This window comes from Stenotrophomonas sp. STEN030 (assembly GCF_056759995.1).
This window is the reverse complement of the sequence record NZ_JBRREB010000094.1, coordinates 1-7,660: the sequence shown is the minus strand read 5'-3', so window position 1 is coordinate 7,660 and position 7,660 is coordinate 1. Positions and strand designations below refer to the sequence as shown.

Annotated in this window: 5 protein-coding genes; 4 read left to right on the top strand and 1 reads right to left on the bottom strand. The window is 62.5% G+C overall.

Going from position 1 to position 7,660, the window contains the following annotated elements:
* Positions 1-275 precede the first annotated feature (275 nt).
* From ACVOLR_RS19580 to ACVOLR_RS19570, 3 genes are all read left to right on the top strand, one after another.
* Positions 276-812: a GNAT family N-acetyltransferase gene (locus ACVOLR_RS19580; protein WP_481537924.1), complete on the top strand. Its 537-nt coding sequence runs from the start codon at positions 276-278 to the stop codon at positions 810-812.
* Positions 813-909: 97 nt separating this feature from the next.
* A complete protein-coding gene (locus ACVOLR_RS19575; protein WP_481537923.1) occupies positions 910-1,533 on the top strand; it encodes a glutathione S-transferase family protein in 624 nt (207 codons plus the stop codon).
* A gap of 59 nt (positions 1,534-1,592) precedes the next feature.
* Positions 1,593-3,863 carry a thiamine pyrophosphate-dependent enzyme gene (locus ACVOLR_RS19570; protein WP_481537922.1) on the top strand — a complete coding sequence of 757 codons (2,271 nt, stop codon included), beginning with the start codon at positions 1,593-1,595 and terminating at the stop codon, positions 3,861-3,863.
* Positions 3,864-4,061: 198 nt separating this feature from the next.
* Here ACVOLR_RS19570 and ppsA read toward each other — a convergent pair whose 3' ends face one another.
* On the bottom strand, positions 4,062-6,437 hold the full coding sequence (gene ppsA, locus ACVOLR_RS19565; protein WP_481537921.1) for a phosphoenolpyruvate synthase: 2,376 nt from the start codon (positions 6,435-6,437) through the stop codon (positions 4,062-4,064).
* Positions 6,438-6,634: 197 nt separating this feature from the next.
* Between ppsA and ppsR the strand changes: the two genes are divergently transcribed.
* Positions 6,635-7,456 carry a posphoenolpyruvate synthetase regulatory kinase/phosphorylase PpsR gene (gene ppsR / locus ACVOLR_RS19560; RefSeq protein WP_481537920.1) on the top strand — a complete coding sequence of 274 codons (822 nt, stop codon included), beginning with the start codon at positions 6,635-6,637 and terminating at the stop codon, positions 7,454-7,456.
* Positions 7,457-7,660 lie beyond the last annotated feature (204 nt).

Below are 7,660 nucleotides of genomic sequence, written 5' to 3'. Positions count from 1 at the left end.
CTAGCTTAAGGGTGGTTTGTTTTATTTTTCTTCCCCCCCCCTATCCTCGCCCTCCCCCGTGGATGGTTTTTTTTTTTTTTTTTTGGGGGTGGGGGTTTCGCCGCCAAGCCCGCACGCTATCAGGTGGCGTGAATGCCTCTTAGGGGAGCGAACAGTGTCAGCTTCGCGGCTTACGCCGCTCCCACAAACAGGTGCCAGCAAGGTAGCGGCGGTTTGACCAGCAAGGTCGGCCGGCGCAAGCTCGGCGTCCTTGTTTGCCGCACACAGGAACCGCGATGAGTGTCTTCGACCTGCGACTGGAAACCGAACGCCTGCTGCTGCGACCACCATCCGCTGAGGATTTCGATGCCTTCGCAGCGTTCTGCGCCGATCCCCACACCATGCAACATCTCGGTGGCGTGCAACCGCCTTCGGTCGCATGGCGCAGCCTGGCAGCGTTGACTGGTAGTTGGCAGCTGTTGGGGTACTCCATGTTCTCGGTGATCGAGAAAAGCAGCGGGCGCTGGATCGGCCGGGTCGGGCCTTGGCAGCCGCATGGCTGGCCGGGCACGGAAGTAGGCTGGGGCATCGCCTCCGAGTTCTGGGGCCGTGGTTACGCACCGGAGGCGGCGCGGGCCAGTGTCGATTGGGCGTTCGACACGCTGGGGTGGCAGGAAGTAATCCATACCATCGTGCCGGCCAATACCAGTTCGGTGGCGGTGGCGCGCAAGTTGGGCTCGACCTTGCTGCGGCAGGCGCGATTGCCCGCGCCTGCCGATATCGAGGTGGATGTGTGGGGGCAATCCCGGCAGCAGTGGATGTCACAGCGCTGAGATCGCTTTTTTGCTGCGGTCGCAGCTTTACCGCAGCACCCGTGATCCGTTCAGATGGAAGCTGTCGTCTGCCAGTTCGGTAGCGGGGAGCGGATCAGTGAGTGTTTCGGGTGCTGGGTTGCGGGTGTATGGCATGTCCACGTCGGGCAATTGCCACAAGGTGCGGTTGCTGCTGGAGCAGTTGGGCACGCGTTACGACTGGGTCGAGGTGAACAGCGCCGAAGGCCAGACCCGCACCCCTGAATTTCTCGCGCTCAATCCGAACGGAAAAGTGCCGTTGGTGCAGCGCTCCGACGGCCGGGTGCTGACCGAATCCAACGCGATCCTGTTCTGGCTCGCTGAAGGCACCCCATTCCTGCCGAGCGATGGTTGGCAGCGGGCACAGGCCTTGTCGTGGATGTTCTTCGAGCAGTACAGCCACGAGCCCTATATCGCCGTCGCGCGCTTCATCAGTGTCTGGACGCCAGCTGATTCGCTACGCCGCGCTGAACTGCCGCGTCTGCGCGAGCGTGGCCATGAGGCATTGGCGGTGATGGAGCGCCACCTGCAGGACAATCCATGGTTCACCGGTCCCGATTACGGCGTGGCCGATATCGCCTTGTTCGCCTACACCGCCGTCGCTGAAGACGGCGGCATTGGCCTGTCGTCGTATCCGGCGATCCAGCGCTGGCTTCAGGCCGTGCAGGCCCAGCCCGGCTTCATGCCGATACTCGCAGGTTGAATGTTCGTCCTTGATGCTTGATTCCGTCTCATCACTTGTTTGCTGTGGAGTCTGTCTGCATGTTTGCTCGTGTACCGAACCCCATTCCGGCCCGCATGAAGGGCTTGAACCGCGCTGAGATCTGCGACACCAATTTCATCGAATTCGTCAGCGCGCTGGCGCCGGGCCCGGATCAAGGTCCGCAGCCGGCTGCGCCGGTGTTGCCGGGTAGCACCTTGGATGCGCAAGGCTTCCGTGAGTTGTTCGAATCGCAGTTGATCAGCCGTCACCTGGACCTGATGGCGCGCGTATTGCGCGTGCAGAACAAGGTCTTCTACACGATTGGCTCATCTGGCCACGAAGGTAATGCGATGGTGGCGCGCGCCGCGCGGCATACCGATCCGGCCTTCCTGCATTACCGCTCCGGCGGCTTCATGGCCGAGCGCTTCCGCAAGCTGCCGGGCATGGACCCGGTGATGGATTCGGCATTGTCGTTTGCGGCGAGCAAGGACGATCCGGCCAGTGGCGGCCGCCACAAGGTATGGGGCAGCAAGCCGTTGTGGGTGCTGCCGCAGACCTCGACCATCGCCTCGCACCTGCCCAAGGCGCTGGGCACGGCAATGGCGATCGAAGCCGGTAAGCGACTGGGGCAGGGGCTGCCGATTCCTGACGACAGCATCACCATCTGCTCGTTCGGCGATGCCTCGGCCAATCACGCCACCGCGCAGACCGCGTTCAATGCAGCCGCCTGGAGCAGCTTCCAAAAGCTGCCGGCGCCGGTGTTGTTCGTCTGCGAAGACAATGGCATTGGCATTTCGGTGAAAACTCCAGAAGGCTGGATCGCCGAAAGCTTCCGCCACCGCCCGGGCCTGGATTACTTCCATGCCGACGGTCTGGATCTGGTCAACGGTTACGCCGACGTACAGCGCGCAGTTGAACATTGCCGGCGCACGCGGCGGCCGACCTTCCTGCACCTGCGCACTACCCGCCTGATGGGCCACGCCGGCACCGATTTCGAGATTGAATGGCGTGCGCTGGAGGAGTTGTGCGCGGTGGAGGCGGGCGATCCGTTGCTGCGTTCGGCGCAGGTTGCAGTGGAATCGGGACTGATGGACAAGGCCGAAGTCCTGGCCTTGTACGAGCACACCCGCCAGCGCTGCTTCGCTGCCGCCGAGGATGCCGACAAGCGCCCGCGCCTGACCGAGCTGCAGGATGTGATTGGACCGCTGGCGCCGTATACGCCGGACAAGGTGCAGGCCGAGGCAACACGCGCGGACTACAGCGAGCGGCGCCTGCAGGTGTTCGGCAGCGAAGCCGGCCTGCCGGAAAACCAGCCGGGCAAGCATCTGGCAGTGCAGATCAACCAGGCACTGCATGACCTCTTCGCCAAGTACCCGGAGACCTTGCTGTTCGGTGAGGACGTGGCGCAGAAGGGCGGCGTATACACGGTCACCAAGGGCCTGCAGAAAGCCTTTGGCCCACGCCGGGTGTTCAACACTCTGCTCGACGAAACCATGATCCTGGGCATGGCCCAGGGTTTCGCCAATATGGGCATGTTGCCGTTGCCTGAGATCCAGTACCTGGCCTATCTGCACAACGCCGCCGATCAGGTGCGTGGTGAGGCCTGCTCGCTGCAGTTCTTCTCCAATGACCAGTACCGCAACCCGATGCTGATCCGCATTGCCGGGTTGGGTTACCAGAAGGGTTTTGGCGGCCACTTCCATAACGACAACTCGATCACCGCTATCCGCGATATTCCAGGGCTGGTGGTTGGCTGCCCATCGCGTGGTGATGATGCCGCGGCGATGCTGCGCACGCTTGCTGCGCTCGCCAAGGTCGATGGGCGGGTCTGCGTATTCCTGGAGCCGATCGCGCTGTACATGACCAAGGACCTGCACGCCGCTGGCGACGGTCAATGGCTGTTCCCGTATCCGGCGCCGGATCAGGCGCTGACGCTGGGCGAGGGCAGGGTTTATGGCGAAGGCAATGATGATCTGTTGATCATCAGCTACGGCAATGGCGTACCGATGGCGCTGCGTGCTGCCAAGACCATCGAGGAGCAACATGGTTGGAAGGTGCGGGTGGTCGATCTGCGCTGGCTGGTGCCGCTCAATGCTGGCTATATCGCCGAACAGGCCAAGGGCGCGAAGCGCATCATCGTGCTGGACGAAGGCCGGCAGAGTGCTGGTGTGGGCGAGGGCGTGATCACGGCCTTGGTCGAAGCCGGCCACGCGCAGGTGCCGCTGCGCCGGGTGACCGGTGTGGATACCTATACGCCGTTGGCTGGCGCGGCGTTGCTGGTGTTGCCGGGTGATGCGGATGTAGTGGCTGCGGCGGCGGAGTTGGTGTGAACCGCAATCTGCTGTTTGTGGGAGCGGCGTGAGCCGCGAAACTGGCAATGCTGAAATCACCGGCATGCCTGCGACCTGATTGACCTGTGGCTTCGCGGCGAACGCCGCGCCCACAAATGTATCCAGGATCGTCTTCACCTCGCAGACAAACAAAACCCCGCCAAGGCGGGGTTTTGTTTTCATGTATCAACAGCCAGATCAGCTATTGGCTTTCAGCTTGGCCAGACGCAGCCAGGTGTCGACCACGGTGTCCGGGTTCAGCGACACCGACTCGATGCCTTCCTGCATCAGCCATTCGGCCAGATCCGGGTGGTCGGACGGGCCTTGGCCGCAGATACCGACGTACTTGCCCTTGGCACGTGCGCTCTTGATCGCCATCGACAGCAGCTTCTTGACCGCCGGGTTACGTTCGTCGAACAGATGCGCGACGATCGAGGAATCGCGGTCCAGGCCCAGGGTCAGCTGGGTCAGGTCGTTGGAGCCGATCGAGAAGCCATCGAAGATTTCCAGGAACTCGTCGGCCAGCAGTGCGTTGGACGGCACTTCGCACATCATGATGATCTTCAGGCCGTTCTCGCCCTGCTTCAGGCCATTGGCGGCGAGCACTTCCACCACCTTGCGGCCTTCTTCCAGGGTGCGAACGAACGGGATCATCACCCACAGGTTCTCCAGGCCCATTTCGTTGCGCACGCGCAACACGGCCTGGCATTCCAGTGCGAACGCCTTGGAGAAGCTCGGGTCGACGTAACGGCTGGCGCCGCGGAAGCCGATCATCGGGTTCTCTTCGTGCGGCTCGTAGTTGCTGCCGCCGATCAGGTTGGCGTACTCGTTGGACTTGAAGTCCGACAGGCGCACGATCACCGGGTTCGGCGCGACCGAGGCGGTCAGGGTGGCGATGCCCTCGGCCAGACGGTCCACGTAGAAGCTCACCGGATCCTTGTAGCCGGCAATCTTCTCGTCGATCTTCTTCTTGGTGGCAGCGTCCTGACGGTCGTAGTCCAGCAGCGCATTCGGGTGAATGCCGATGTGGCTGGCGATGATCATTTCCAGACGGGCCAGGCCGATGCCTGCGTTCGGCAACTGGCCGAAGTCGAAGGCGCGTTCCGGGTTGGCCACGTTCATCATGATCTTCAACGGTGCCGGCGGCATATTGCCCAGATCGGTGGTGGTGCGTTCAAAGGCCAGCTTGCCGTTGTAGATGAAGCCGGTATCGCCTTCAGCACAGCTGACGGTGACTTCCTGGCCATCCTGGATCAGCTGCGTGGCATTGCCCGAGCCGACCACGGCCGGCACGCCCAGCTCGCGCGCGATGATCGCGGCATGGCAGGTGCGGCCACCGCGGTTGGTGACGATGGCCGACGCGCGCTTCATCACCGGTTCCCAATCGGGATCGGTCATGTCGGCGACCAGTACGTCGCCTGGCTGCACGCGGGCCATGTCTTCCAGCGACTTGACCACGCGGGCCACGCCGGAGCCGATCTTGGCGCCAACGGCGCGGCCTTCGGCAATCACTTCACCCTTGCCCTGCAGCGCGTAGCGCTCGATCTGGGTTGCCTTGGCGCGCGACTTCACGGTTTCCGGGCGGGCCTGGACGATGAACAGCTTGCCGCTGACGCCGTCCTTGGCCCACTCGATATCCATCGGGCGGCCGTAATGCTTTTCGATGACCAGCGCCTGCTTGGACAGCTCCTGCACGTCCTCATCGCTGATCGAGAAGGTGTTGCGCACCTCGACCGGGGTGTCTTCGATCTTGACGCGCTCGCCCGGGACGTCCGAATAGACCATGCGGATGGCTTTGGAGCCCAGCGAACGGCGCAGGATCGCCGGCTTGCCGGCATGCAGGCTGGGCTTGTAGACGTAGAACTCGTCCGGATTGACTGCACCCTGCACGACCATTTCGCCCAGGCCGACCGAGGAGGTGACGAACACCACATCGCGGAAGCCGGACTCGGTGTCCAGGGTGAACAGTACGCCCGACGAACCCACGCCCGAGCGCACCATCAGCTGCACGCCGGCGGACAGGAACACGTCTTCGTGCTTGAAGCCGTGGTGCACGCGGTAGGCGATGGCACGGTCGTTGTACAGCGAGGCGAACACTTCCTTCACCTTGTGCACGACGTCATCGGCACCGGTGACATTGAGGAAGGTTTCCTGCTGGCCAGCGAAGGAGGCGTCTGGCAGATCTTCGGCGGTCGCCGAGGAGCGCACGGCCACGGCGATGTCACCGCCACCGTTTTCGGCGCTCAGCTTTTCGTAGGCGGCACGGATGTCCTGGTCCAGCTGCGGCTGCAGCGGGGCATCGATCACCCAGTTGCGGATTTCCTTGCCGGCAACGGTCAGGGCAGCGACATCTTCCACGTCCAGCGTGGCCAGCTTGTCGAAAATGCGCTTGGACAGGTCGTTGTGGGCAATAAAGTCCTTGAACGCTTCGGACGTGGTTGCGTAACCACCGGGGACGGACACCCCCAGACCGGCTAGATTGCCGATCATCTCCCCGAGCGAGGAGTTCTTGCCACCTACGCGGGCCAAATCGGCCAAGCGCAGCTCATGCAACCACAGGATATTCTCGTTCAAGCGCGATGCTCCGTTGAGGCCATCGCCCGTGGCGGGCTTGGGATGGCCACGTCCGTAGGAAGAAGCCAATATGATGCAGTGCACACCGAAGCCGCACAAGCTTGTGACAATACTTTGTCTTGTGCTTGTCTTTTTGGGGACAGGCTAGGCCATCACGCTTGACCCGTGGTCAGGATCACACTCTGAAGGGAGCTTTCATGACGGCAATCCGGCCGGTTTTCTATGTTTCTGACGGCACCGGCATCACCGCCGAGACCGTGGGTCACAGTCTATTGACCCAGTTCAATGGCTTCAGTTTCGTTACCGATCGCATGTCATTCGTGGACGATGCCGACAAAGCACACGAGGCGGCAGCGCGCATCCGGGCTGCCGGCGAGCGCTACCAGGTGCGCCCGATCGTGATCAGTTCCTGCGTGGATTCCAGCCTCGAGATGATCCTGGAAGAGAGCGGAGCCCTTGTCCTGGATGTGTTTGCCCCATTCATCGGGCCGTTGGAACAGGAACTCAGTTCTGCGCGCCACTCCAAGGTCGGGCAGGCGCACGGCATGGTTGATTTCGACAGCTACCACCGGCGTATCAACGCGATGAATTTCGCGCTCAGTCACGATGACGGCATCGCGGTGAACTACGACGAGGCTGACCTGGTGTTGGTGGCGGTGTCGCGGGCTGGCAAGACGCCAACCTGCATCTACCTGGCCATGCATTACGGCATCCGTGCAGCCAACTACCCGTTGACCGAAGAGGATCTGGAGCAGGATCGCCTGCCGCCGCGTCTGCGCCCGTACCGCAACAAGCTGTTCGGTTTGACCATCGACCCGGAGCGACTGCAGCAGATCCGCCAGGAGCGCCGCCCGAATTCGCGCTACGCAAGCTTCGAGACCTGCAAGCGCGAAGTCACTGCGGCCGAGACCATGTTCCGCATGGAACGCATCCCGACCCTGAGCACTACCCACACCTCGATCGAAGAGATCTCCAGCAAGGTGTTGGGCACGCTGGGCCTGCAGCGCGAGATGTTCTGAGCCAAAGATTTCCGGTAGTGCCGAGCCATGCTCGGCAGAGGCGTTACAGGCAAGCCCATGTAGTGCCGAGCCATGCTCGGCAGGGGCATTGCAGGCAAACCCATGTAGTGCCGAGCCATGCTCGGCAGGGGCGTTACAGGCAAACCCATGTAGTGCCGAGCCATGCTCGGCAGGGGCATCGCCGGTAGAGCCTCTGCCGAGCAT